At 58.1% G+C, this 24,718-nt stretch carries 19 protein-coding genes and 2 pseudogenes; 14 read left to right on the top strand and 7 right to left on the bottom strand.

Annotated elements, in window-relative coordinates:
- The first annotated feature begins 708 nt into the window (after positions 1–708).
- Entirely contained in the window at positions 709–2,535 is a 1,827-nt protein-coding gene (glmS, locus tag CV770_RS31050; protein ID WP_104465068.1) for a glutamine--fructose-6-phosphate transaminase (isomerizing), read from the top strand.
- A gap of 920 nt (positions 2,536–3,455) precedes the next feature.
- Here the strand turns inward: glmS and tnpC (CV770_RS31045) are convergent.
- From tnpC (CV770_RS31045) to CV770_RS31015, 5 genes are all read right to left on the bottom strand, one after another.
- Complete coding sequence (gene tnpC / locus CV770_RS31045) at positions 3,456–5,042, bottom strand: IS66 family transposase (protein ID WP_104465067.1); 1,587 nt, start codon at positions 5,040–5,042, stop codon at positions 3,456–3,458.
- A gap of 74 nt (positions 5,043–5,116) precedes the next feature.
- A complete protein-coding gene (gene tnpB / locus CV770_RS31040; protein WP_091968220.1) occupies positions 5,117–5,461 on the bottom strand; it encodes an IS66 family insertion sequence element accessory protein TnpB in 345 nt (114 codons plus the stop codon).
- A complete protein-coding gene (locus tag CV770_RS43940) occupies positions 5,458–5,805 on the bottom strand; it encodes a transposase (protein WP_283811416.1) in 348 nt (115 codons plus the stop codon). Before CV770_RS43940 ends, tnpB begins: the two co-directional genes overlap by 4 nt.
- Before the next feature lie 1,200 nt (positions 5,806–7,005).
- Entirely contained in the window at positions 7,006–7,413 is a 408-nt protein-coding gene (locus CV770_RS44300) for a DUF7694 domain-containing protein (protein ID WP_502693625.1), read from the bottom strand.
- 2,016 nt (positions 7,414–9,429) lie between these two features.
- Positions 9,430–9,636: a hypothetical protein gene (locus CV770_RS31015; RefSeq protein ID WP_201760116.1), complete on the bottom strand. Its 207-nt coding sequence runs from the start codon at positions 9,634–9,636 to the stop codon at positions 9,430–9,432.
- 2,248 nt (positions 9,637–11,884) lie between these two features.
- On the opposite strand from CV770_RS31015, the gene trpD reads away from it, so the two are divergent.
- The 7 genes and pseudogenes from trpD to CV770_RS44295 all read left to right on the top strand — a co-directional run bounded on the left by trpD (position 11,885) and on the right by CV770_RS44295 (position 15,758).
- Entirely contained in the window at positions 11,885–12,898 is a 1,014-nt protein-coding gene (trpD, locus tag CV770_RS31000; RefSeq protein ID WP_104465062.1) for an anthranilate phosphoribosyltransferase, read from the top strand.
- 261 nt (positions 12,899–13,159) lie between these two features.
- Positions 13,160–13,345 carry a hypothetical protein gene (locus CV770_RS30995; RefSeq protein WP_104465061.1) on the top strand — a complete coding sequence of 62 codons (186 nt, stop codon included), beginning with the start codon at positions 13,160–13,162 and terminating at the stop codon, positions 13,343–13,345.
- A 441-nt stretch (positions 13,346–13,786) separates the two neighbouring features.
- Positions 13,787–14,311, top strand: a complete 525-nt coding sequence (locus CV770_RS30990) for a flavin reductase family protein (RefSeq protein ID WP_245453900.1) — start codon at positions 13,787–13,789, stop codon at positions 14,309–14,311.
- 247 nt (positions 14,312–14,558) lie between these two features.
- Entirely contained in the window at positions 14,559–14,801 is a 243-nt protein-coding gene (locus CV770_RS43505; RefSeq protein WP_201760119.1) for a TniB family NTP-binding protein, read from the top strand.
- A pseudogene (locus CV770_RS43935) lies at positions 14,755–14,886 on the top strand (TniB family NTP-binding protein); the annotation flags it as partial. The gene CV770_RS43505 and the pseudogene CV770_RS43935, both read left to right, overlap by 47 nt.
- A gap of 136 nt (positions 14,887–15,022) precedes the next feature.
- Positions 15,023–15,193, top strand: a complete 171-nt coding sequence (locus tag CV770_RS43500) for a hypothetical protein (RefSeq protein ID WP_245453901.1) — start codon at positions 15,023–15,025, stop codon at positions 15,191–15,193.
- A gap of 325 nt (positions 15,194–15,518) precedes the next feature.
- Positions 15,519–15,758: a TniQ family protein gene (locus CV770_RS44295; protein ID WP_104465060.1), complete on the top strand. Its 240-nt coding sequence runs from the start codon at positions 15,519–15,521 to the stop codon at positions 15,756–15,758.
- Here CV770_RS44295 and CV770_RS42835 read toward each other — a convergent pair.
- Positions 15,737–16,009: a hypothetical protein gene (locus tag CV770_RS42835; RefSeq protein ID WP_201760118.1), complete on the bottom strand. Its 273-nt coding sequence runs from the start codon at positions 16,007–16,009 to the stop codon at positions 15,737–15,739. The two genes, CV770_RS44295 and CV770_RS42835, sit on opposite strands and share 22 nt — an antisense overlap.
- 1,020 nt (positions 16,010–17,029) lie before the next feature.
- On the opposite strand from CV770_RS42835, the gene CV770_RS30975 reads away from it, so the two are divergent.
- Genes CV770_RS30975 through CV770_RS30950 form a run of 6 tightly spaced genes read left to right on the top strand, consistent with a single transcriptional unit; the run spans position 17,030 to position 23,688 of the window.
- Positions 17,030–18,556 carry a lysine N(6)-hydroxylase/L-ornithine N(5)-oxygenase family protein gene (locus CV770_RS30975; RefSeq protein WP_245453899.1) on the top strand — a complete coding sequence of 509 codons (1,527 nt, stop codon included), beginning with the start codon at positions 17,030–17,032 and terminating at the stop codon, positions 18,554–18,556.
- Positions 18,553–19,833 (top strand): MFS transporter, encoded by a 1,281-nt coding sequence (locus CV770_RS30970; RefSeq protein WP_104465059.1) that lies wholly within the window; start codon positions 18,553–18,555, stop codon positions 19,831–19,833. Before CV770_RS30975 ends, CV770_RS30970 begins: the two co-directional genes overlap by 4 nt.
- The gene (locus CV770_RS30965; protein WP_104465058.1) at positions 19,823–20,602 is read left to right on the top strand and encodes a phytanoyl-CoA dioxygenase family protein; all 780 of its coding nucleotides are present in this window, start codon (positions 19,823–19,825) and stop codon (positions 20,600–20,602) included. Before CV770_RS30970 ends, CV770_RS30965 begins: the two co-directional genes overlap by 11 nt.
- A gap of 24 nt (positions 20,603–20,626) precedes the next feature.
- A complete protein-coding gene (locus tag CV770_RS30960) occupies positions 20,627–20,956 on the top strand; it encodes a cupin domain-containing protein (protein ID WP_104465072.1) in 330 nt (109 codons plus the stop codon).
- A gap of 1 nt (position 20,957) precedes the next feature.
- Positions 20,958–22,535, top strand: a complete 1,578-nt coding sequence (locus CV770_RS30955) for a class I tRNA ligase family protein (RefSeq protein WP_104465057.1) — start codon at positions 20,958–20,960, stop codon at positions 22,533–22,535.
- A 19-nt stretch (positions 22,536–22,554) separates the two neighbouring features.
- On the top strand, positions 22,555–23,688 hold the full coding sequence (locus tag CV770_RS30950; protein ID WP_104465056.1) for an aminotransferase-like domain-containing protein: 1,134 nt from the start codon (positions 22,555–22,557) through the stop codon (positions 23,686–23,688).
- 287 nt (positions 23,689–23,975) lie between these two features.
- On the opposite strand, the pseudogene tnpC (CV770_RS30945) reads toward CV770_RS30950, so the two are convergent.
- Positions 23,976–24,617, bottom strand: a pseudogene (tnpC, locus tag CV770_RS30945) (IS66 family transposase); the annotation flags it as partial.
- Positions 24,618–24,718 lie beyond the last annotated feature (101 nt).

Genomic DNA, 24,718 nt, shown 5'->3' with positions numbered 1-24,718 from the left:
GAGATAGAAGCGTTGGTCTGTGCTCCTTATCATCCTCAGGCGCAAGTGTGCATTCGCGTGGGCTCATCATGGCGTGGGAGGGCGACGAGCTGAGGTCGTATTTGTCAATGCATTTGTCGGAATGATGGCATGCAAGGCAGCACGCAGCCAGCCTGCTCATAGAGCCGCAGTCTACAAAGCGCTATTAGGGTCGGAACAGAACACGCAGTCTTGTAGGTCGACTCATCAACCACGATCAGCGCCGTTGCCAATATCCAACTCGCGGCAGGCAGTGGACGGTTGACGCGAGACAAAGTGAGAAAGAGTAGCAAACGTTGGCATAGATCGTCGAACGTTTCGATATCGAGAGCTTACTTTCGTACAATGGAGCTTCGACGGCAATCCTTTAACCTTGACCGAGCGTAAGTTGCTTCGGTTCGAGTATGATAAGTCTCTTTAACCCGCGCCGGAAAATGTCTCCAGTAAGACAGGACAATTCAAGCTAGAGCTGCTGTGCCGTTTGTACTCGATCGGCAGCCAAAAGCGGAATGTAGCCGGGCGAAGCGATGATGGCTGAAAGAGATCTAACTCACGCTTGTGAATGCGGCGGCGATACAGGCGGCCGCGAAAACCGAACTAGACACCCGTTACCATCAGGCAAGCGGACTTCATGACCGGGTTCCTGTAGGGGGACGTCGGACTCCTTAAACTTGGGCTGCATTGATCGATATGTGTGGAATTGTAGGCATTTTGGGGCGTGGTCCGGTCGTTGGGCAGTTGGTCGCGTCGCTCAAGAGATTGGAATATCGTGGCTACGACTCCGCAGGCCTCGCGACTCTCGAAGGTCTCCGTATCGAGCGCCGCCGCGCTGAAGGTAAGCTGAGAAACCTTGAGGAGCAGCTGCGCTGTTATCCGCCGTCGGGTCATACCGGCATCGGTCATACCCGCTGGGCGACTCATGGAAAGCCGACCGAGAACAATGCTCACCCGCACGCGACGGAAAATGTCGCGGTCGTTCATAACGGGATCATTGAGAATTTCCGCGAGCTGCGAGCTGAACTGGAGCGGAATGGAGCCCATTTTAGCTCGGAGACAGACACGGAGGTGGTGGCGCATCTCGTCGAATCTTATCTCAAGAAGGGTTACTCGCCGCAGGATGCGGTACAAGCGTCGCTGCCGTGGCTGCGCGGTGCCTTCGCGCTGGCATTCCTTTTCAAGGCCCACGATGATCTATTGATCGGTGCGCGTAAGGGGTCGCCCCTTGCGATCGGACATGGTAACGGCGAAGTGTATCTAGGATCGGACGCGATCGCGCTCGCGCCGTTGACCGACACCATCACCTATCTTGAAGACGGCGACTGGGCCGTGCTTACGCGCACGACGTGCGTGATTTATAGCGCAGACGGATCTGTCGTCGAGCGGGAAACATCAAAGTCTGGCGTATCGTCACTCCTTGTGGACAAAGCGAATTATCGCCACTTCATGGCCAAGGAAATCCACGAACAGCCGACAGTGGCCGGCAAGACATTGGCGCATTATCTCGACATGGCGGCCAAGCGCGTCGCCCTTCCCCTCACATTGCCGTTTGACTTTAAATCCATTCAGCGCATCTCAATTACCGCGTGCGGCACTGCAAGCTATGCCGGGCACATCGCCAAATACTGGTTCGAGCGGCTGGCGCGCTTGCCTGTCGAGATCGATGTAGCCTCCGAGTTCCGCTACAGGGAGGCGCCTTTGCGCCGGGGCGATCTCGCGATCGTCATCTCCCAGTCGGGCGAAACCGCTGACACGCTAGCTGCGTTGCGATACGCCAAGGACCAGGGCGTGCACACGATATCTGTGGTCAATGTCCCGACGTCGACGATTGCGCGGGAGAGCGAATCCGTCCTGCCGACGCTGGCGGGGCCAGAAATCGGCGTCGCCTCCACCAAGGCATTCATCTGCCAGCTGATGGTATTGGCGGCGCTTGCGGTCGCAGCAGGCAAAGAGCGCGATAAATTGTCAGAAATCGATGAATCGAAGCTTGTGCGTGAGCTTATCGAAGTGCCCCGGTTGATTGCTGCGGCACTGTTGATTGAGCCGCAGATCGAGAAGCTCGCGCGTTATATCGCCGACACAAGGGACGTGCTCTATCTCGGTCGTGGCACATCGGCTCCCCTGGCGCTGGAGGGCGCACTCAAGCTGAAGGAAATTGCCTATATCCACTCAGAAGGTTATGCGGCCGGCGAGCTCAAGCACGGACCGATCGCATTGATAGATGAGGCAGTGCCTGTGGTGGTGATCGCGCCTTATGACGGGGTCTTCGAGAAGACGGTCTCGAATATGCAAGAAGTTGCGGCTCGGGGCGGCAAGATCATCCTGATCACCGATTCGAAGGGTGCTTTGGAAGCGACGGTGGACACACTCATGACCATTGTGCTGCCGGAGATGGCCGCAAGCTTTACGCCGATGGTCTATGCCATTCCGGTTCAGCTCTTGGCTTACCATACCGCGCTCGTAATGGGCGCGGACGTGGATCAGCCGCGTAATCTAGCAAAATCGGTGACTGTAGAATGAGGCGGTAGTGTTATATCGAAGCATTGAGGCCGTAATGGAGTGGGGCGAGCTCAAGGAGAGCGATCCCAGTATCAATAGGTCAATCATAGACCGATCCAGCTCGATGAGCAGAGTCCTGCTTGCGTCATCATCGTCAACCGACTAACTCCAATGGAGGCGAGCGTCACCTTGCTGTCGTTCGACTGGAACGGTCGATAACAAGTGGGAATTACTGCGACCATTGGGAGATCCAAGTCGGCTCTCGGTTACCCAGCCTGCCATCTGCTTTGCAGGGCCAAATCACCCGAAGCTCGGTACACAAAAGATACCCTCTAACTAATCCTCGCACCTTGCTGAAGCCGACGAGCAAGTCGGTGCACACACCAGCTTCGGGCCGCTCTGTCGCGGCTTATCCACTGGCAGCGCATAGCGCGACAACTTACTTCTCCCGATTGCCAGCATCCGCCCCAAGTCGTTGAGCATGCACTTCGACCCCCGAGGACGATTGCTTAGGATTAGCAGTCCAGTTTTGTCGCTTCGATCGCGCATAGTAGCGGCTCACGCAATCTGGTTGGACCATACGCGCCACCGCGCCCCTCCCAGCTGCTACGTGTCATCAAATGGATTGTTAGAAACCGGACATTCCCGCGCAAGGTCGAGGGCCTCAAACCAAGTGCAGGGGGCGCCCCACCGGAAGGACGCGGCACCCCGGCTGTAGCGGCAGGAGAGTACTATTAGTCACTATATATTCTAGCGACAGCCGACCCGCTCGTATAGCAGGATCGACCAGCCTTGCAGCGACGTGGGATTTAGCACGACTGGCAAATCCGGTTGGTGGGCCAGCGATCGCATCCAGTTCCTACGGGAGCCGCATCCCTACCAATGGGAGGTGCTAAACGATCGCAACCCCGAGGTGATACGTAAGCGGCAAGCTGAGGCCGTCAGGCGGCGTGGTTCCATGGCATAAGCGCGTCGATTTCGCTGCTCGGCCAGCCGTTGGCGATACGCTGAAGTGTGAGGGTGAGCCAGGCGAACGGATCGACATTGTTCATTTTCGCCGTCTGCAGCAATGTTGCGATGGTCGCCCAGGTTTGTCCGCCGCCGTCGCTGCCCGCAAAGAGGCTGTTCTTTCTCGTAATTGTTTGTGGCCTGATGGCGCGTTCGACGATGTTGGAGTCGAGCTCGATGCGGCCATCGGTCAGGAAGCGTCCGAACATGGCATGGCGCGAGACGGCATAGCGGATCGCCTCGGCCAGTTTTGATTTGCCGGAGATCCGCCGCAAGGTCTGCTGCCAGAGATCGAAGAGATCCGCGACGATTGCCGCGGAGGCTTGCTGACGCGCGGCAACGCGGGCGTCGGGGCTTTGGCCGCGCACGGTTTTCTCGACCTGCCAGAGCGTCGCCATCCGCTCGACCGTCGCCGTTGCCACTTTCGAGGTCCCTGCAACATGCAGCTCGTAGAACTTGCGCCGGCTGTGTGACCAGCAGCCAGCCAATGTGACGCCATCATTGCCGCGATCGGATCGCGCCAGCTTGTTATAGGCGGCGTAACCATCCACCTGCAGGATGCCGCGATAACCATTGAGATGCCGGACCGCGCATTCGCCGGCGCGACTGTCTTCGAAGCGATAAGCTACCATCGGGGGACCGCTGCGGCCAAAGGTTCGGTCGTCCCTGGCATAGGCCCACAAATAGGCTGTCTTCGCCGATCCGGAGCCCGGAGCCAGCGTTGGCAGGGTGGTTTCGTCGGCAAAGACCCGTTCGGCCTTCTTGACCTCGCTGAAGATGTAGTCGGCCATGATCTCGAGCTCGAAGCCGAGCTTGCCCATCCATTGCGCCATCAGCCGCCGGTCGAGTTCGACACGATCGCGGGCGTAGATGGCCTCCTGCCGGTAGAGCGGCAGGCCGTCGGCATATTTGGCGACGGCGATCTGGGCCAGAAGGGCTTCGGTCGGAATGCCTCCTTCGATGATATGAGCTGCGGCCGGCGCCTGGATCACGCCGTCCTCGTTCTTGAAGGCATACTTGGGACGGCGCGTGACGATGACGCGGAACTTCGCCGGCACCACATCCAGACGCTCTGACACGTCCTCGCCGATCAGCACCTTCTGCTTACCGGCATGCACGGCCAGCTCTTCCGGCTCAATGACGGTTTCGATCCGTTCCAGATGGGGCGCAAAGCCCTTGCGCCGGCGCGGTGCACGCTTGCCATCCGTTTGCGCACGCCCCTTGCTGACCTGAGCCTTGATCGCAGCGATGCCGATCTCGATCTCCTCGAAGACTAAGGCCTGCTGTTCATCGTCGCCGTTCGCCGAGCCGAGCTTCTCCGATCGTCGGCCGAACCGGGCGCGGTCGAAGGCCTTCAGGATCTGTGTCAGCCGCTCGATGCGCGCATCGGCATTGCGGGCCTTGAGATCGGCGACTTCGCTCGCCAAGGCATCGGCGCGAGCCACTTTCTCGGCCATGGCAAGAACCATGGCCTTCAGCGTCTCTACGTCATTCGGGAGGCTGAGATCGGGCGGCGACATTGGCCCGACCAGAGCACATTTTGCTCCGGTTCTCTCGTCCTTTCAGGCCGTTGATTCACTTCGCCGCAGTGCTTTTACCCAACAATCTCCGGCGGCTTGACCGCCATGGTCCGGACCCGCTTCCAATCCATCCCGTCCACGAGCGCCATCAACTGCGCCGGATTCAGCTGCACCCGATGATGCCCGATCCGCGGCCAGCAGAACTTCGCCTGCTCGAGACGCTTTAAATAGAGGCACACGCCGGAGCCATCCCACCACACGATCTTGATCCTGTCGGCTCTTTTGGCCCGGAACACGTAAAGCGCCCCATCGAACGGATCTGAGCCCGCATCGCGCACCAGCGCAACAAGGCCATCGATACCCTTGCGGAAGTCGACCGGATGGCTGGCCAGGAACACCTTCACACCAGAGGGGATCATGCCGATCGGACCGCCCGGATCACCCGCTGCAAATGCGCCTCCTCGACCTGCCGGCCGGCGCGCACGACCACCTCGCCAATGGCAATCTCGATCACTGCACCCGTCATAGACGCCACTGCGCCCGCATCACTCGAGTGCCGCGAGCAATAATGCCGCTCGGCCCGCGCATCGCGGCGCCAGGCGAACAGTTGCGAAGGGTGAATGCCGATCCGGCGGGCGATCGCCGATACGCTCGCGCCGGGCTCCAGCGCCTCTGCCGCAACTTGCGCCTTGAACTCGTCCGACCAGCGTCGCCGAAGCTGCCGCGGCGCTCCCTCAAGACGCTCGGCGACCGCTTCGATCATATGGAAGGTTCTAGTTTCAGAACTAGGCGCAGACATAGAAGCTCACATCGGCTCACAGACTCCGCAGCCGATAGCCAATCTCTCCGCCACTCTGCCAGATGGGGTCTCTTTGCCGCTTACGGTGCAGCGCCCTCATCCGGGATGAAGGGCTGCTCGGCAGATTGAGGAGCCATTCCGCTGTCATCCAACGTAGATTCCGTTGACATTGGCCTCGGGCAATTCAGCAGCCCTGCATTCGAACAGAGGACGGATAGGCCTCGCTGAAGAGCATGGATTTGAGCTGGACGACAGAGAGGATGTGCTGGGGTCTGAGGTGCTTGGACTATGAATGATTGCATCTGAGGTCTGCGGCTTGCTGCAGCAGAGCCCCATTTTGTCGGACAATTCCCCAGATGGCGGGCTCTCCCGTTGAGCGAGATCCGTCAACGTTTGAGCAAATTCGTAACCGTCCGCGGACCGACTCGGTTCGTCAGCTTGATCAGGGCGTGTGGATCGGCCACTAACTCGATTATACATGCCGGTTCGCCCGCTTCCTCGGCGTACTTTTCCTCAGAGCGAGCGCGGCTGCTTACGCTCTGCTTGCGAATGATCTTGCGGCAAGCTGACGACGAGCTGACAACCAGATATTTTGGCGAAGCTACCACCTCCCCCCGCGCCTAGTTGGTGTCTCGACCGTCTCTGCTCATGAGCCCCGCTCCAGATGCGGGGTAGCCGACGAGCTCACGGCTGTCGCACGGCGACGACCGGCCGACCTTGTGTAATTCCGGATGCAGTCAGGGTGATGGGGCGACAGTGATCGGGCGACGGCGCCTTCGTCAAACTGAATTCGACCGTCGCGTTGACCTCGATCTCACCATCATCGCGTTATGCCGCCGGTAGGCACACTTCTCGCTCCAAAGAGTGCGCAACTCGCGTCGCCGGATCGCCCAGTAATTTCCTTGTGACCGGTCGTCGGCCCGGCAAGATGCTGTTGTTGCTGCCGAACCGCGTTCAGCACGGCTCCGCGATCTTTATTGGGATCAGCGCACTATTAGCTGCTCCTAGTTGATAGCAGCTAATTCAGGGCTCAGCCCCCCGCACACGGCACAGGCGATCAGTCCTGACATATACCCGCTTTAACGCCTCAGTTCGGCGGCGCCGAATCGGTGCTCCTGGAGCCGCTCGGCGTCACCTTCCGCTTGGATAAACTAACTCAGCTGATCATGATGTCGCGCTCATCCGCGCGAACAACATTGCTGCGTCTGAGGGCCCTAATCCAACGATGCCTACAAAGCTCGGCGGCGGCATCGGGATGTCCCGATGAGTGGGTCTCCACAGGTGAAGGCAATATCGGCTGTTATTCACATACTGCGAATGTGGCGGATGCAGTTGCATGACGCACTCCTCTTCATCCCAGAACAGGTCTTTGACAAAGCACATCTCTTCCCAGTTCGGGCAGCGCCGCGGCGTCGAGACAGCGACATGCTCCCAGCCAGGACGGACAAATCCACTTATCTTTAGTTCACACCCGCAAGGCCCCTGTACAAAGAACACGCCGCAAGGGCCTGATCCCGGAACCGTAGCGAACCGGCCGTGTTGCACGCGGCCGGCTTCCAGCTTCTCTATCATCTGCGCTCGCACGCCCGCTCCTTTGCCTTTCGGAGGGCCTTGAACTCGATGCAGATGACGTTGTCTCGCAACTCGTCAACCGGCTCGATCCTCGGCCCAGCGCTCCTATACCGCTCTTCAGAGCACCATCTGAGCAAGCCGCAGCTGTCCATCATCACTCGTTCTCCTGCTATAGGCTTATAACGATCGCATTGTGGGCCGAACGCTCTCAGGGGCCACTGATTGCCGAGTATGAGCGGTAGCGACGGCGAATCAGTCCGCCGATCGCAACTTCCCGCTCATAATGCAACTCTGTCATCGAGCCCCTCTCATGCGAAGCATCTTACTCACCGATGCCGGCCAGTATTGGTCGCACATCGCCGAATAGCGCGCCCATCAGCAACAGTAATGTCCGCCATCGCTCTCCCACGCTTCAAGCAAGCGTTAGTACGCATTCATGTTTCATGGCTACTTGCTTGAGCACAAGACACTGGCGGCTCCTCTCCTCAACGAATTGGTCGTCATCATGGCATGCTCCCGTAGTGACCTTCGACATCCACACTCAATGGTGACTCGCAAAGCCTGTGATGGCACCTGTTGATGCCGCGCGGCGATCAACTGCTTGATGAGATCGTACTTGACTATTCACAGGTTCTCGTGAGTGCGAATGGTGCTCAATGCGCCATCTATGTGAACACGATTTAATTGTACCGGATCGAGTCGAACGGGCCTGCACCAGGGCCGCGGACGCCTGACATGAACTGTCTTCGAGCTGATAACATGAGCGGGTCGCCTGCCATCTCGGTGTCTCCTCGTAAGGTAACGGTCAGAAACAATGATTAGTCGATCTCAATCAGGGCGGCCGTCGACTGATCTTCCTGCGTCAATGCGATGCAAGTCCCAGCTCATTGTTCATGGTATGGCGCTCGCGAAGCGCTGAGCCTTTTGCTGCCAATGCGGGCGTCCTCTTTCAGACATGGACGTCGCGAATCCGACCTTTGGCAGCGACTCTGTGTCGCCAACGCCCGACAGACGCGCTTTTGTTTGCATCAAATGCGGTGCCGATACTTCTGCGTCGTGGCATGTAGATTGCTGCGGTGACGGAAAGCGACCTTAACTGTACCGACGATACACGAGCATACCATCGACCGGAGGATCGCCGCGCAACAGACAACGATTCTGATACTCTCATGAAAGAGGACTGCGAACTTATGAGTGGTACGAGGCATGCAAAGCCCGGCATTTTTCGGTGGACCAGCGCGACGTCTGATGAAATGACGCATTGGCGCGCACCAAAGCACCCACCGATCAAGCATTACGGCACCGATTGTCGCTCCCGGCAGGCGCAAAGGAGGTGGAACCTTTGGCTCGTGGCCGCACTCCTCATAAATGCGCTGCTTTGGGCTGGACTCTACTGGATCATCGCAGCGTTCTTCTGAAATAATCTAGCGGATGGCAGAGGCGCGAGGGGCTTTCCGACGTCCCTCGCATGCCGCGGGCGCACCGAATGCGCGCGCACCATCAATCGGACGTTGAGCCCCCTTTCATAGACTTGGTTCCAGCGCACACTTCGCAAATCCGCCCCTCGGACGAACGCAAAGGAAATATTGAGGCATGACGCAGATATCTCGAATTGGCGAAACCGATACGCCATTGCAGCCGCGGCGACGTTCCAAACACTGACCTGTAACAGCTGAACGTTCCGGCTCGCATGGCATATGGCCTCCCGCGTTAACCGCGACGCATTGACTGCAAATCGAGGTCTAGGGTTGCGCATCTTTTTATGAGGATTAGCTTTCGAGAAGCTGACTAAGCAAGTAGGCCTGAAGGAGCGTTGGGCAGGCGGACTGCTCCGCCTTCACGTATATGTCTATGTCGCGATCTGGAGCGCGGCACAGGATCGTCAGGATGCCCCGCCCTACGGTGCCCCTCAACGTCCCTTCCAGGCACTGACTTGCTTGCTGAGCGACATTTGCGTGGCCATTGGGTCCGGAGCGATCAACAGGCTGGCGCCTTTTGATGATCTGCAGCGTCGCTTTACAGCTCTTCCTCATGCCACGTATCGTCCTCGTCTTTGTGCATCTGCCACACGTGGGCGCGCCGAGCCAGCTTGTCGTATTCCACAGCAATTTTCAGCAGCCTGTCTTTGGCTTTTCCGTCAGCGAGCGCTTCCGCTTTCTTTCGCGTTGCTTCCGCACGGCCTCGCCAGTGCTCGGGTTGGTAGAGTTTACTTTTCGGATTCATGCCGAGAGCATGCAATTCGCAGATCAAAGAAATGCGACACCGTCCCTCCGTATAATCACGTAACCGCGGCGCTCGGGGCCTCGGGTGCCGAAGCGGGCAGTCGCCATGCACAGCCGCTATTCTGGAACACCACAGTGCGCGTTGGAGCCGAGGCTCGTACGAAGAATGCACAGCCCGACATCCTCAGACGATCGGACGCACGAAGGGGCTTGAATCGCACGTAGCGTTAGATTGTACGATCCTCGACAAGCGGGAACCATGTCCGACGATTCAGACCGTTCCGGACACGTCATGAGAATTGCGAATGTTTCAAACATCTAAACTCACCTTTTGCGACTCGATCAGGACGATGAGATCTTCCAGGTGCATCCTTGTCCGCGCTTCGTCGGAGCTGTTCCTGTCGCGGCTGGACGAAATCGCGCGTTTCGAGCTCTGCACGGCAGGCGCTCCCATCACAGTAGCCTCACCGGAACGGACATAAGACGGAGGCTCCGCCCACCCAACGTCTTCACATAACGCGGAACACAGGCGTGATTACACCAAACATAGTCTCGACGCGCGCCATCATGGTTCGCTCTGAACGATCGAAATGCATCATCAACAGTGGCTTGAGCGCACCTGCGCTTTTGCCTGCTCTCTCTGCCTCGCGATAGCTGGCCCGGGCCCTTCAACCCGGCGTCGCGCCGGCTACGGCGTCATTAGTCCGTTGGCGGTAGGCTGGGCCAGAGTACCTAAGCACATGTCAGGCCGAAGCAATGCCTCGCGACATCCAGGCATGAACCGAATCACTGGAAACTCCATAATGACCACTTGCTGGGCCAGCTCAGCCGCCAGTGCTTCCACTCTTCGTGGTGCTCCGCCACTACGGCAGGTGTCGTTTCTGTCGTGCCGGACAGATGACCAGGACCGTACGCACCGCAAAAGCGGAAGAACGAGTATGCCGGCACCGTACTTAAGCAGTTCGGGCCTGTTTCCCTGTTGACAGGTCATGTTGCGCTTCGCGCAGGAAGAACAATAACGCATCCACACGGACTTGAAGGGATATCATGACTCAAAATCAACGAACTCAGTTGACTTCGCGCCTCACAATCTACCACTGCGCCAGCGCTCTTGTCGTCGCAATGACAGCTGTAATCCCCGGGCTGGTCAACGCGCGCGATCAAGCGCCGACCGCAGAAGAGAAAGAGGCTTGCATGGCGGACGTATTCCGCCTTTGTAGCAGCCACATACCAGATCGCGCCGCTATCACTGCCTGCCTCAGATCCAAGCAAGCGAGCCTCAGTCAGCAATGTCGCTACGTGATCTCCGTGCGAGACACTGGCAGGAAAAACAGCGACTCGAAGTGACGATGTGGCGACCTGTTCGTTTGCCGTACCCGCAGAGTGGTCCCAGCGTGACCTGCAGGACGGTCACCCGAGGTTAGGTGACGAGCATGGTCGCCTACAATTGACCAACGCTCTGATTCAGTCGCGCTTGTCCAGATAGGGGAATGCATAAATTACCCTTCTGGCGGCCATTCGAGAGCCAGTTCTTGAAGAATATCGCGAGAGGTCAAGTTCCTATTATGCGGCCTCGGAAATTTGGGACGACTGCATTCTTGATCCGGTCGATACTAGAACTGCCCTCGCAATCGCATTGAGCGCTTCGCTCGACGCGCCTCAGTACGGCGTACTCTGCTGTAAGGCATGACCGAACATGACCGGCTCACCGCCTCAGGCGGGCGGATCGACGGGACGCGTCCATCGCTCCATGAAGGCCGACCTTCATTTACTATCAGGTGGGATTATTTTGTAGAGCCAGCTGAGACCGGGCTCGATCTACCTAGCGCCGATGGCCTCGAAGCCGGTAGAGGAAGCCGCTTTAACGCTTCACCACGGCGGCGCCGAAAGGCTAAACGGCCTTGAAGGATGCGGTGATCCGGCCGGAACACCGCGGTAAAGAGGCCGCTGCGTACGCGGCAAGCGGGTGCGAGACAGTGTCATCGGTCCTGCGACAAGCAACTGCAGTGTTCTAACTGGCCGACGAACTCCTCTCGACGGCACCACCGAAATGGAGAGCTTGACCCTCACGTAGCGTCAGGTTGTAGCCTCGCCAAGTGTGCCCACAAACGGACTGCCGCCTCAAGCGTCAATGAGGCCATGCCGCGTGGGGCGGGCCGCTGCATCAAGGCAATCGGTGCCGGGTCTCTTCAAGGATGTCTCGCTGAACGGAAGAGCTCGAGGTTTGGACAGGGAACGTGTAAAGTTCGATGGAAGTGCTTAGATCGATCATCGGCAAAGTTGCCACGGGCGCCACTCTGACGCGTGAGGAAACTGCGTCAGCCTTCGACAGCATGATGTCGGGCTACGCAACTCCCTCGCAAATCGGTGCCTTGCTGATGGGGATGCGGGTCCGGGGCGAGACGGTCGAAGAAGTCACAGGCGCCGCCTCTGCGATGCGGAATAGAATGCGGCGGGTCGAGGCGACATGCGACCCCGTCGGTCTCGCTGGCACGAGCGAGACTCTTAATTATTCGCTCAACGTGTCGACGTGTGCTTCCTTCATCGTCGCCGGGGCCGGCATCCCTGTGGCCAAGCATGCCAACCGCGCTGCGTCTTCGGGTTCAAGCGCCGCAGACGTGTTGGCGCGCCTCGGTGTGAACGTCGCTCTCAAGCCTGAGGCCATCGCACGTTGCGTGCAGGAAGCCGACATCGGCTTCATGTTTGCGTCAGCCCATTATCCAGCGATGCAGCGCATCGGGCAGATCCGGACTGCAGTTGGAACCCATACGATTTTTAATCTGATCGAGGCTCTGTGCAACCCGGCCGGGGTCAAGCGGCAGATCGTTGGGGTATTGTCTCCCGAATGGGTGCAGCCTTTGGCGTACGTCTTGAAGAACCTGGGTGCCGAATCGGTATGGGTTGTTCATGGCTCGGACGGGCTCGACGAAATAACCCTCACAGGCCCAACGTTTGTTGCTGCGCTTGAGGCGGGTATAGTCCGCACCTTCGAAGTGACGCCGGAACAAGCCGGGCTACCCCGCTGCCGCAACGACGCGCTGGAGAGCAGCGATGCGGAGACTAATGCCGTTGCGCTGCAAAATGTGCTTGATGGCGTACCAGGTCCATTTCGCGACGCCGCGCTTTTGAACGCGGCGGCGGCGTTGGTCGTGGCCGGGCGGGCCTCGACACTGCAGGAAGGCGTAGCACTTGGACAAGAATCACTTGATCGCGGCGCCGCAGCCGCTCGACTGAAGCGCCTGATCGCGGTTTCGAACGCCTGACAGCCGAGTTGGCCGATGTTCCAGTATTGCGACCAAGTCTACTGCTCACGAGCGCGAAAATATTGCAGCCACGAATGCACGTCACTTCTGCGGGATTTCAAGGAGCCTGCGCCGCCTGCGCTCGCCCTGACGAAAGCAATTCGCGCTGAGCGCGGGGCGCGAGAGCCAACTTTCTTATCGACGAGAGCCTGTTGCAGTGCCCGGGTTTCCGAGGTGAGGACCCGCGACGAAGCGCGCGCTGCGCGCCAGAGGAGACAATCGATGATGTCCTTTCAGAGGATTGAAACACTCGGATCTATTGCAGTGATGGAACACATCATTCGGAAGTTTCGGGAATTGATCGATACAGATAGCTCAATCCCGCCGGAGCTGCGGGGTGCGCTGCACGCGACGCTCGATGAGCATCTTCTCGATGCAAAAAGACGTATTCTACTAGAAGTACATTAGGTGCGTCGATGCCGTCTTCATGCGGAGAAACTCTGGCAGGCGCGCGCCGGTACAGCAATCGGCATCATCTCGTCCGCACGGGACCCAGCGAGGTTCCAGCCCAGCTGGTCGGATCGCGACCACCGCTCCATGTGCACTGGCGCGTCGCCGGGCTGCTCAGCGCGGTTTGCTGTTTGATGGGGGCCCTGTTGAAACAGGGGCGGCGGCAATTCTCTGTTCTGCCGCTGCGATCGCCATCCGGCGTAAGGCGCCGAGATATTGCACGTCCGTCCGGTCATGACTGTAGCTGATCCAGAGGACATCGAAGTCATACCCGGTCTCAATGTGAGCCTACTCGTCACCAATTTCGACACCGGGTACCCCATTACAGGCCCAATAGGGATCAAAGTCGTCTCTGGGTTTGGAGACACTGGAAGTGGGGTTCAACTGCAGAGGCTGATCATGAGCCACCAGTTCTCTCCTGCGATTCGGGATATGCCGTCTATCCAACCGGCAGAGTTCCGCAATGCCATGCAAAGCCTGGCGAGCGTTGTCGCCATCGTGACGACCGGGACGGCAGCCCGACGACGTGGACTGACGGTGAGTTCTCTGACGTCCATCTGCATGGAGCCGCCTTGCCTGGTCGTTGGCATCAATGCCCGCTCCGAAGCGCATGATGAGATCCTTTCCAACGGCAGCTTTGGAGTCAGTGTTCTCCGCAGTGACCAGGAGGACCTTGCCCTGCGTTTTGGCGGTGGGGAGGGGGCGAAAGGCGCGCACCGCTTCGATACCGCGCCCTGGGATCAGGGCGCCCTCGATGTACCGCTATTGCCCAACGCATTTTGCGCGCTCGAATGCATCTTGTATGATCACAAGGTGCTTGGCACACATACCGCCTTTATCGGACGAATTATCGCGACCCGACAAAGAGATGGAAATCCATTGATCAACTTCCGGGGCGCGCTTCGTACTTTACTGCTTGACTGAGTGCGGTTTTTGCGCAGATCCCGTCGGGACAGCAGAACGGTCGACGGCCTCAATCCTTAGTCGCTTCTACGATAGTCATCGAACAATTTCCCGGGCTATGACTGGTTTCACAGATTAGAGCTCGCATTGAAAGGTCTCATCAGCCCCGGCAATTCGGCGCTTCGCCTGTCGTGCGATGCTGGCACCGGTCTGCGACCTCCCGCGTCGAGACGCGTGGCAGATTGGGCCGACGAACAATGGCAAGACGATGATCGTCGAGAAGTTCCGGCGCAGCCATACTCCTGTCGCAGCGATCGACGCCGAAGATGGGGTCGTTAGCGTACCTGTACTCAAGACGCAGATGCCGGCCAGTCCCGATGAGCGGCATTTCTTTGGTGCAATCCTCGAAGGACTCGGCATGGCGAATGGCCAGGGACACCATTGCTGCGCAGCAGAGCTTGGCGATGCGGCTGATGTGGAAGGCGGATGTGCGGATGCTCGTGATCGATGAGTTACACAACCTTCTCTCCGGATGGCTGACCCGGCAACGACGCTTGCCCAACTTACTGCGATGGCTCGGCAACGAACTGCAGATTCCGCTGGTGGGTGTTGGCACAGCCGCGGCACTGCGCGCGATTCGAAGCGATGCCACCTTGTCGATCGAGGTTCGAAGCCATTGCTCTGCCGCCATGGATAGAGGACGAGGCATATCGGCGTCTTCTGGAGGCGTTGTTGCCGTTGCGCAAGCCCTCCGGACTGACCGAGCCCGCTCTGGCCGGAAAGATCCTTGCGTTGTCAGAAGGCGTGCTGGGCGAGATCGTCGCAGTCGTGACGTGTGCCGCCGCGACCACGGTGTTGTCCGGCGCGGAGGCAATCTCTCCACGCGCAATCGAGATAACCTGATTTTAGCCACCCTCCGGTCGACGACCTGTGGCGATCTAAACTCTATCGTACGGAGGTCTACCGGCGCCCCTCGACAATAGCGGGATCGCTGCCAGTTACGTCGACCTGCAGCAGACGAGACACTGGTGGTCGTGGTTTTGTCGACTTGCCGCGATGCTCGACATGCCGCCTCTGATCTTCATAACAAGCTTCGGGATCGATGGCCGCCGCGACACGGAGTGGTGGCGCCGTCCACACGAAGATCAGCTCACCATGATTGGTAAGAAGACAGGGTTTCGTCCTAGGCGGCCTCCAGGTATGACTATGGCGGCCTGGTTCTCGGCGCATGACGATGAACGCCAAGGCCGGTTCAGCGCTCCGTGTCCGTCGTCGACCTGCGCGACCAACAGTCGGCCGTTCTGTAGCGGTTTACCCTTCCCGTCTGGCCGAGGACGACATACCGTACATCCGGCGGGAGTGGACGATCGGCTGGCTGGCGGTCTGCCCTCGACACCAATGCGTTTTGGTAAGCAATTGCCCTTCTTGCTCTCGTGATCTGTGGGCTCATTGGTTGGAGAGCCAGTAGTCGGTCATTGCGACCACTGCGACTTCAGACTGAGCAAGGCCATTGCTCGGCCAGCCCTTCGCGCCGCTGGATTGTTGAAGCTCAAACGAACGGAGGCCGGTGAAATGCCGCCGATCGGTTGGATCGACCGGTCCACGTTCACCGCGATCGCCGATCTTGTCATGTGCACCATATGGGTGGACACCGCCGATCATGCGCGCGAGACCGCGCGCAGCCGCATCGTTCGCGACCTTGGAATGAAGCCCGATCAACACTTGTTCATTGAATGGCCGGCGAACTAGGGATCGTTGGTGATGTTGACGTGGAGTGCCGCAAACTGGCCGAACCGGCTTCAGCAAACGTCCTCAACATCGATGGTGTCCTATAGGCTTCCTTCGCGCCAAAGAGCGCCCCGCAAGGTGCATCTTGCCATCATGCGGCCGCCGCACGAAGATTATGACTGTGCTGTAGATCAGTCCTTGGCCCCATATTGGCGCCAATCGTCCGCATTTTGACCCATTTGCGCCAGGCTTCACGCAGCAGAATATCTCGTGTCGATAGGGCAACAGGCGCACGGCGCGAGCCTAAGTGAGCTTTGAGCAGCAGCTGGACCAGTCGCAACCCACGTTGCCTGAGGAGCGTGGTGGAGGATCGGAGCGCCGGCCTGCGGCAAAACCGTCAGTCACTCGGGGGCGGCGCACGGACCAGAACCGGGACCGAATAGCGGGAGCCAGCAGCCGGCGTTTACAGTGTACCAAGTGTGCAGGTGGGCGCAAAGCGCGGTCGCTCCGAACCGTTTGCCGAGGACAAGGAGCTCGCTTCCACCTCCCAAAAGAGGCCACCGCAATCGGCAAAGCGGAACTCTCCACCGCCGCTGCCTGAGAAACTGCCAACATTGCAGCGCTGAAGATCTCTGCAGCCGCCTGGCGCGACGCAGCTCTCCTGGTGCGACTACAGACGAGTGGTCTGCGAGCCCTGAAGCGCTGACAATGTGTGGAAAGATCGTGGTGATTTGAGCATTGTCGGCATAGATGTTGGTTTCCCAGCCATGGATCCGCGCGCTTCGTATTCTGTATGTGTATGTCCGATGGCCGCCTCAATGTCGTAAATCCGACAAGAGCTGCCGCAGCAACTCCGCACGAAACGCTGTACGTGGCCATGTTCTTCTCGTCCAACAAGGCGCAGTCGAGATTTTTTGGTTGGCACGGCGGTTGCTAATGAGCAGAGAGAACACCGGATGGGGTGGGTGAAGATTTCGCAGGCGGACATTAGTGTTCACAAGGATGAGACTGTTGCCGGTTTCAACAGACGGCTTGCAAAACGCGGCTCTTGCGGATGCAAGATTCACCACGCCTCCCGGGGCTACAGGCCAAGCCGCTGCCGCATCCCAAGTCACACAAACGTGCTTTAGTAGTGAAGCGAAGCACCCGGACCCGGACAGAATCTACACAAGCGCCAAGGACAAGAACTTACACGAGCTCAAAGAGACTTCTGTGGAAATGCTGGATGTCATTGGAATTGGGATCGGCCCATTTAACCTCAGTCTTGCAGCGCTTATTGACCCTACTCCGCTCCGCGCACTTTTCCTGGAGAAGCGCGACGCACTTTTCTGGCATCCAGGCCTTGCGCTGCCGAACAGTCGGCTGCAGGTGTCGCCGCTCAAGGATTGCGTGACCCTGGTCGATCCTACTAGCCCATACTCATTCCTCAACTATTTGGCACTGCATGGTCGGCTCTACAGCTTTGTCAACAAGCGCAATGCATCAACGTCCCGGCAGGAGTTCACTGAGTATTACCGGTGGGTCGCAGGGCGACTCAATACGCTCCGCTTCTCCGAGGACGTCACGGATGTAATTCCGTTTATGGACGGCTACCGCATCAGCACGAATACAACCACATACTTGGCGCGCGCCGTTGTTGTGGCCGTTGGCGTAGAGCCCAAGATCCCCGCCTTTGCCAGATCTTTGCTATGTGACACTGTCTACCATGCAGCCGACTATCTCGAGCGGCAGCTACCGCATGCAGCCGAGCATGTGCTTGTTGTGGGAGGTGGCCAGAGCGGGGCTGAGATTATCGAGGACATTCTTACTCGTTCTGTATCCACCCAGATCACGTGGGCGACGTCGCGTTCGAACTTGTTTTCCATCGACGACAACAGCTTTGTGAATGAGGCTTACACACCCGCCTACAGCCGTCGCTTTCACGCTCTACCGCTTCAGCAACGCCGGGACATAGTCGAGGGCGAGATGCTTACGAGCGATGGAATTTCTGTCGATTTGTGCAACCGCCTATATGAAATGCTGTACGAACGCAACGTGGATGGCACGCAGGCCGACCGTTTTCGTGTGTTGTCCAGCGTAGTCGTGAAAGACATCACGTCCCACATAAAGCGGTGGCGAGTAGATCTAGATGAGATCGCAACGCAGCGAAATAGCCGCATCCTCGTCGATCGTGTAGTGCTTGCTACAGGTTTCCAGCCACGTACGCCGCCCTTCTTGGAGGCCCTCCTCGAGGGTGCGTGTATGGAAGATGGCCTACCCGTACTCGGCCCGGACTACGCAGTCCGCTTCGGTCAGCACATGCCCGGGCCAATATATCTACAAAACCAAAGTCGCGTGCAGCACGGATTGCAGAGCGCCAATCTATCTTTGGTCGCGTACCGCAACAGCCAAATTATTAATAGCCTCCTCGGCCGACCGTTCTATTTGAATACATCCGCCAGGCAGATGATTCAGGTTTACGCACCTTCGGACACGTCTGAAGGAGACGCCGGGGTGGTTGCGATGCGATCAACCCGACAGGTATTGGGTAGCACATGAACGGCGGCTCGACCTCACCGCTGCGGGGCCGGATTGCGGATGGACCGGCCAAAGCCGCCGACCAGCTTTCAGGCACGCTCGAGTACCGCGCCTTTGTACCATTTTTGATTGGCTCCATTATCATTGCAGCAGCTTACGGCACTAGCTTTCTATTGCCGGACTACATGCATGCGCTCGGAACGGATAGTCGAACCGCGGGTCTTATTATATCAAGCGGCATGGCTGCCACTCTCGTTTCCTGTTGCTTAGCAGGGCGGCTGGCAAAGCGGATAGGCCTATTACCCACGTTGACCGTCGCATCGCTGTTTATGGCGTTAGCAATGCTGGCCTTTGCCGGCGCTGCCCTCGATACGCGAGCGGCGTACGGTGGAGGATTACTGGTGGGCGCTGCTTGGTCAGTGTTCTTCATTTTGGCACCGCTGCAGATCATCGGCCATCTACAGCCCTCAGCACGTATTCAGTATTTGACGGTCTTATCCGGATCACAAATGGCTGGGCTCGGCCTAGCGGCTCCACTTGGTCACTTGCTCGCAAAGTACACTGGTTCGCTGGCCACGATTTATGCCGTGCTTGCGATTGCGTGCGTGATCGCCGCGGCCTGCGTAGACCTTGCAAGACGCGCGATGTCGAGGCTATCGGCACTGGCTATGCCGGATATCGCAATTACACTGGCCGCGACCACGACACTGCTTCAGAAGTGCACAGCACGCCCCATCGCCATGATTGCGATTTCAGCCTGCATATTCGCGGGGCTGTCTACATATCAGAGCGCGTATGCCGCATCACGTCACTTGAATTCCGATCTTTTCTTTCTCGTTTTTACTGCTACGAGCGTGGTACTACGCTTCTCAGTCGCTGACCTCATGGGCAGCCTGCCCTTACGCCGACTGGCGCTCACGCTCATGCTACTGACCGCTGCGTCTCTGGTGCTGCTCCTTCTCAACGGTGGCAGCGCCTCACTCTATATTGCGGCCACTGTTCTCTTTGCCGCCGGCTATGGATTAAGTTATTCAACCTTGAACACGATAGCCGTCAATCTCGCCGGCGAGCACGGCGTCTCCGTGCCAACCACCTCGCAGATCTTTACCCTCGCATACTTCCTCGGGCTCTTCGGCTTTCCCATGGTCGGAGGGCAGTTGGTCCGTGGATTCGGCCCTGACGTGATGTTGCTGAGCCTATTGAGCGCGACCGCTCTTAATGCGGTGCTAGCAAGCCGCCTCGGGCAAAGCACAACTGATCCGTCTCATCTTAGGAAGGACCTCACACATGCTGACTGAGGCACAACAATCGAAATGGCATAAGAATGGATACCTTCGATTGGAACAGTTCTTCGATCCAGCCACGCGCGAGAAGATTTCTCGTTACGTCGAGGAAGTTGCACGTTGGGATGTAAGCTCCGACAAGTGGATGTTGTGGTTCGAGAAGACGAGTGACAGCCGGAAGATTATCTCCAAGGCAGAGAACTTCTTAGACTACCATGCCCCTCTACGGGAGGCGCTCCTGGCCGATGGCCGCATTCGTATAGCGGTCGAGACGCTCTTGAATGAGAAGACACGGATGTTGAAGGAACTTCTGATTTTCAAGTATCCGGACAGCGGCGGATACCGCCCTCATCAGGACATCTATCATGTCCCCCACAAGATACCCGAACGCATGGTGCACGCAATTGCATCCATCGCCGTGGACGACTCCGACCCGGGTAACGGTGGGCTCTTCTTCACGCCAGCTCGCCATAAGGAAGGAATGTTTCCGATGGATGCCGGCGGCGTGATTCACCCGGAGATCGCCGAGACCTTCACATGGGAGCCGGTGCAATTGACAGCTGGCGATGTTTTTATTTTCGACGATTACGCGCCCCATTACTCCCTGCCAAACAAGAGCGATCGGTCGCGTCGTGCAATTCACTTGGTATTCCAGCGCGCATCCACTGGGGGTCCGACACGCACCGAATACAACCGCATGAAGCGCGCCTACAACCCACCGGAGGAAGCGGTGGCGAATCTTGAAAACCTAAAGCTTCCCAATGGCATATTCTATCGCGACTGACAGCCACGTCTGAGGATGAGCAACGTGTACACGACGCAGCCCGATCCTTCTTTAATGCGAACCGAATACGGCGTTCTGGTCTGGCGCCTTTTGGAGCATCTCCCGGAGGGTCTCAGCCCAGCATTTGGCGCTTCAGTCGTGGAACTCGCTCCTGGCGATGCGGTCGACCCGCACGATCATCAGGAGCACGAACTGTGGCTGCTGATCTCTGGTCGTGGAGAATTCGAAGTCGACGGTCAGGTCCGTGATGTTAGCGAAACGACCTTGTGTTACATGTCGCCACATCAGACGCACACTATCCGCAATAACAGCCAAGACAGCGCTCTCAAGTTTATCTCGATCTGGTGGGATTGACGTGCGCACTTATTTTGTCTGTCCCGCGCCGCCTTGCCCTAACGGAAAACTACATCTGGGCCACATCGGCGGCGTGTATTTACTCGCTGATATCTTCGTCCGCTTTCAACGCATGACCGGCCATCGGGCCTACTACATCACTGGTTCAGACGAGCACGGCACACATACGCTTGAAACGGCACGAAAGCTCGGGCGATCCTTTAGCGAGGTCGCAGAACAATACGTTCACCAGATCTTAGAGTGTTTGCGTGCCGTGCAAATTACACCTGATGTGTTCGTACGCACATCTAGCGCGGCTCACAAGGAAAATGCGTTAGCGATATTCCGCGAGCTGCAAGTGGCCGGCTACGTCGACGTACGGCAGGGCGTCCAACTGTATTGCGAACATTGTGATGAGCTCGTTACGGACTCGCTCGCAACTGGACGTTGCCCGGCTTGCTCATCGCCTTGCGACAGCAACCTGTGTGAGAACTGCGGGCTGGCTGTCCAGCACGACACAATCCGTGACGCTCGGCACGTCACCTGCGGCCGCAATCTTGCGCTAAGACCCATCAGGCAGGCCGTGTTCGACATGCCAGGTCTCGCTCGCCAACTGCATGAAGCCATTGGAGAAAGCGCATGGCCCGAGCCGATACGCGCCAAGGCGTGCGCTTGGCTGCACCGGGAGGTGCGCGGTTTGCCGATGACCCGCCATTTCAGGCACGGAGTGGAGGTAGAACAGCCTGACTCTCTGATCGGCCAAACGCTGCTTACATGGTTTGAGGGCCTCTGGTGCTTCGACACCGGAATTCGGGAGCAATGCGCCCGCTCAGGTCTGGACGCAAACGCGACGTTGCACGACCAGAACAGCGAGCTTCTCTTCTTCATGGGGCAGGATAATCGCTTCTACTACACGCTAGGTGTGGCCGGCGCTCTGCTCGCGCGCGGCTATCCAATTCCAAAAAATCACTCCGTCCAGGATTTCTACAAGCTGGAAGGCGAGAAGTTTTCCACCAGTCGTGATCATGCTCTTTGGGCCGATGAAGTGGCGCGCGAAGTGGGGCCAAACGTACTCCGTTATGCACTGGCGCGAGTGGCCAAGCCGTTTGGAACCGACGCAAACCATTTTGATCTCGACGGGCTCATCTCGGCAGCCTCACGCATTCGGGTCTGGGAAGATGCGTTACGGCGGTATGCAGAAAGCGCACGCACGGTAGAGAGCAGCGAACTCTCCCCGAATTTCCGCCGCTTCGCTGAAGATTACGCCGAAGCGGTCACCGCACTGCGTTTCTGGGATGCGCTTGATATCATCGACAGGTACTTCGAGCTAGCTGGCTTCGCCCATGCAAAGGGTCGGACATGGAATGCTGCGCAGATCTCGCTGTTCCTGAGCCTACTCTATCCCGTAGTACCAGAGCTAGCGATGGGCTACGGCCAGCGCTACTTTGGCGGTGCGTGGCGGCCGTCCCTCGAGACATCAGCCGTAGCAGCCCAGCCAAAGGCGTCGGTGAGCTTTCCCCGTTTCAGCACGCCGATACCTGCAAGCTTTGCCTCGGAGTACAACAAGCGCTTTCGCAAAGAACAGATTTGGCAATCATGAAGATCCGAATGACGAAGCCATGAATATGCGCATCTCAAAACGCAGCGCTGTCGCTCAGGGTTTTGCGCCGTTCAACTCCTCAAGTGCGATGCATGGAATCAATTTCGGCTACGCGCTGCCTGACCCGGTGATGTTTGCAGAACTGCCGTGGCCAGACGCGTTTGACGGACATACAGGTGTGGCTCCCGACGATCTGCTGCAGTATACAGATGCGGCGGGTTTGCCGGAACTTCGTACAAAGCTCGCACTGAGGTACGGTGTGCGGCATGACCAAGTTATGCTTACGGGTGGAGCTTCACAAGCCTTACAATTACTTGCTGATGGATGGATTGACCCCGGTGACGTGGTCCTGACGGAGGACCCCTCCTACTTGGGTGCACTGCGTACGTTTTCGATCGCGGGTGCAACCGTGGTCCAGCTAGGTCTGGCCGCAGAGGGAGTGGATCTGAACGAAGTGGAGGCAATGCTGCAGACCAGTGCCCGGGTGAAGCTTTTCTACACGATGCCAGCATTTCATAATCCAACCGGGCACCAGATGTCGTGCGACTATGTAGCCAAATTGGCGGCACTGCTAGCCCGCAGTGGCGCTCTCTTGGTGCAGGATCTTGTCTATGCTGAGTTGCCCTATAACGGTCCAGTGCATTGGTTGGCGCCGGGCGACAACGTGATCAATGTCCATAGCATCTCAAAAGTTGCCGGACCGGGACTACGGGTAGGCTGGGTGCTTGCGGAGCCGGACATTATCAACAGGCTTGCGCACCTCAAACGCGACGGCGGCGTAAGTCCGGTTCTAAGTAATGTCGTTTTGGGATTGTTGCAATCGAGCGCTCTTGACTCGCACATAACACGCTTGCGCGAGCACTACCGATCGAAGCGAGATGGCGTACATCGGTTATTGCAGCGCAGCCGGATTCTCGAGCCGGAATATAGTGTGCCAAGCGGGGGCTTCTCGTTCTGGGTACGGCTTACCGCGGGTACCGATCCGGTGAGGTTTATTGAAGCTGCAAGCCGCGAGCACGACGTACACCTTATAAATGGTCGGAACTATGGCCCACGAAGTGGCCGTCACGTGCGCCTGTGTTTCAGCTATCTTCCAATATCTCTCATTGAGCAGGGGCTGGAGCGCTTAGGTAATCTGCATGCTAACCTTTAGACGCGCGTGGAATGTTTCAGCAGAGTTTTCCCATCATCTGAGAAGGGCTCGCAGGTCCAGCTCCCAGCGCCGACACTTCTGAAGAGAGCGAGCTTACGCGGTCACACGAAGTGGCTGTCCTGCTTTGTTGCCGGCCGGCAAGGTCGCCTTGGTGCGCCCTAACCGACCTGCTCGTCACTCGTCCCGAAGCTTCGAAGAAATGTTCGAGCTGCAAGGGGTGCTTCTTTGCCACGCACTGGAGGCAGAGTATACGGCCCCGATTTGCCGCATCTTTGTAAGCGTCGTTCTCAGGCCACGGCTTTGAGGGCTTGAGCGCGGTAGGCCCAGGGCAGTAGCTGGTCGATGTCGCGGTTTGGATGCCCGTTGACGATCCTTGTCAGGACGTCGGTGAGATAGGCAAGCGGATCGACGTCGTTGACCTTGCAAGTCTCGACCAAGGTTGCGACGATGGCCCAATGTTCGGCGCCCCCATCGGATCCGGCAAACAGCGCGTTCTTGCGACTGAGCTTGATGCCACGGATTGATCGTTCGACCGTATTGTTGTCGAGTTCGATGCGGCCGTCATCGATGAAGCGTGTTAAGCCTTGCCAGCGCGAGAGGGCGTAACGGATGGCTTCGGCGAGCTTGATCTTCTGGCTGATGAGAGCCAGTTTGGCGCGCAGCCATACCTCGAAGGCATCGGCCAGTGGTCGGCTCTTCTGCTGCCGCACGAGGCGACGCTCCTCCGCGCTGCGGCCGCGGATCTCCTTCTCGATCGCATAGAATGCGGCGATGTGCTTCAGCGCTTCGCTCGCGATCGGAGCTGGGCCGGCGGTCGCGAGTTCGTAGAAGTTGCGCCGCATGTGCACCCAGCAGAAGGCGAGCTCGACCTCGCCACGTTCGGCAAGCTTTGGGTAGGCGTTGTAGCCGATGGAGTGGACGCCCCCCGACGGCATCGATTGTGCCAAAATGTGGGTGTTTCAACCTAGCAAGGAGGCGTTCGTGAACGACGTTAGCATCATTGGTTTGGATTTGGCCAAGAACGTATTCC

The organism is Bradyrhizobium sp. AC87j1 (assembly GCF_002936975.1).
Lineage (GTDB): Bacteria > Pseudomonadota > Alphaproteobacteria > Rhizobiales > Xanthobacteraceae > Bradyrhizobium > Bradyrhizobium shewense.
The sequence above is the reverse complement of the archived record's forward strand: the minus strand, read 5'-3'. Positions and strand labels throughout refer to the sequence as shown.

Excerpts from the sequence above, each read along its gene's own strand:
- glmS (WP_104465068.1), top strand. The coding sequence starts at position 709 with ATGTGTGGAATTGTAGGCATTTTGGGGCGTGGTCCGGTCGTTGGGCAG.
- tnpC (WP_104465067.1), bottom strand. The coding sequence starts at position 5,042 with ATGTCGCCGCCCGATCTCAGCCTCCCGAATGACGTAGAGACGCTGAAG.
- tnpB (WP_091968220.1), bottom strand. The coding sequence starts at position 5,461 with ATGATCCCCTCTGGTGTGAAGGTGTTCCTGGCCAGCCATCCGGTCGAC.
- CV770_RS43940 (WP_283811416.1), bottom strand. The coding sequence starts at position 5,805 with ATGATCGAAGCGGTCGCCGAGCGTCTTGAGGGAGCGCCGCGGCAGCTT.
- CV770_RS44300 (WP_502693625.1), bottom strand. The coding sequence starts at position 7,413 with ATGATAGAGAAGCTGGAAGCCGGCCGCGTGCAACACGGCCGGTTCGCT.
- CV770_RS31015 (WP_201760116.1), bottom strand. The coding sequence starts at position 9,636 with ATGAATCCGAAAAGTAAACTCTACCAACCCGAGCACTGGCGAGGCCGT.
- trpD (WP_104465062.1), top strand. The coding sequence starts at position 11,885 with ATGGAAGTGCTTAGATCGATCATCGGCAAAGTTGCCACGGGCGCCACT.
- CV770_RS30995 (WP_104465061.1), top strand. The coding sequence starts at position 13,160 with ATGATGTCCTTTCAGAGGATTGAAACACTCGGATCTATTGCAGTGATG.
- CV770_RS30990 (WP_245453900.1), top strand. The coding sequence starts at position 13,787 with ATGAGCCACCAGTTCTCTCCTGCGATTCGGGATATGCCGTCTATCCAA.
- CV770_RS43505 (WP_201760119.1), top strand. The coding sequence starts at position 14,559 with ATGATCGTCGAGAAGTTCCGGCGCAGCCATACTCCTGTCGCAGCGATC.
- CV770_RS44295 (WP_104465060.1), top strand. The coding sequence starts at position 15,519 with ATGACGATGAACGCCAAGGCCGGTTCAGCGCTCCGTGTCCGTCGTCGA.
- CV770_RS30970 (WP_104465059.1), top strand. The coding sequence starts at position 18,553 with ATGAACGGCGGCTCGACCTCACCGCTGCGGGGCCGGATTGCGGATGGA.
- CV770_RS30965 (WP_104465058.1), top strand. The coding sequence starts at position 19,823 with ATGCTGACTGAGGCACAACAATCGAAATGGCATAAGAATGGATACCTT.
- CV770_RS30950 (WP_104465056.1), top strand. The coding sequence starts at position 22,555 with ATGAATATGCGCATCTCAAAACGCAGCGCTGTCGCTCAGGGTTTTGCG.